The sequence below is a fragment of the Verrucomicrobium sp. BvORR034 genome (assembly GCF_000739635.1).
Taxonomy (GTDB): Bacteria; Verrucomicrobiota; Verrucomicrobiia; order Verrucomicrobiales; family Verrucomicrobiaceae; genus Verrucomicrobium.
Window position 1 is genome coordinate 1 of the sequence record NZ_BATQ01000197.1, and the last position, 730, is coordinate 730.

Genomic DNA, 730 nt, shown 5'->3' on the forward strand with positions numbered 1-730 from the left:
GGTGGTGGAACTGGTGGTGCGCAAGTATGCCGATTATCTGCCGGTGTACCGTCAGCTGCAGGGTTGGGAGCGCGATCACAGTGTGATCGTGCGCCAGGCCACGGCGACGCGGGCGGTGATGGCCGCCGGAGCGTTGCTGCAACCTCTGGCGCGGGCCATTGGCCAGGAGCTGCGCCTGGGGCCGCTCATCCAGGCCGATGAGACGAGGCTGCCAGTGCTGCAAGATCTGGGCAAAGGCCGCAACGATGTGGCGTGGTTGTGGCAGTACTCGATCCCCGGAGGGCTCGTGTACTTCGAGTACCAGGACAACCGTGCCCAGGCAGGGGCGCGGGCTTATTTGAAAGACTACGGAGGCATCCTGCAAAGCGACGGCTATGTGGTCTATGACTGTCTGGAGGGGCAGGTGCAGCGGCACGCGGGATGTTTTGCCCACGTGCGACGCAAGTTCGTGGAGGCGTGCCAGGCCGCCCCCAAGGAGGTGCCGTGCGAACCGGGGCTGGCGGTGGTGGCCAGCATCGGCGCCTTGTATGGAGTCGAAGAGGGGGCGCGGGAGCTGCAGTTGAAGGGGCAGGCCCGTCTGGACTACCGGCAGGAGCAGGGTGTGACGCAAAAGCTCTCCCGCCTCAAGGCGCAGATCCTGGAGGTGCGGGCCAAGGCTCTCCTGCCGCAGAGCCTGCTGGCCAAGGCCTGTGACTATGCGCTCAACCAGTGGGAGAAGCTGGAGGTGTAC

The 730-nt window shown here is 65.5% G+C and carries 1 protein-coding gene; it reads left to right on the forward strand.

From position 1 onward, the window contains the following. Window positions 1–730 (forward strand): IS66 family transposase (locus BV034_RS34095; RefSeq protein ID WP_265593799.1); only part of this gene is annotated, 730 nt, incomplete at both ends.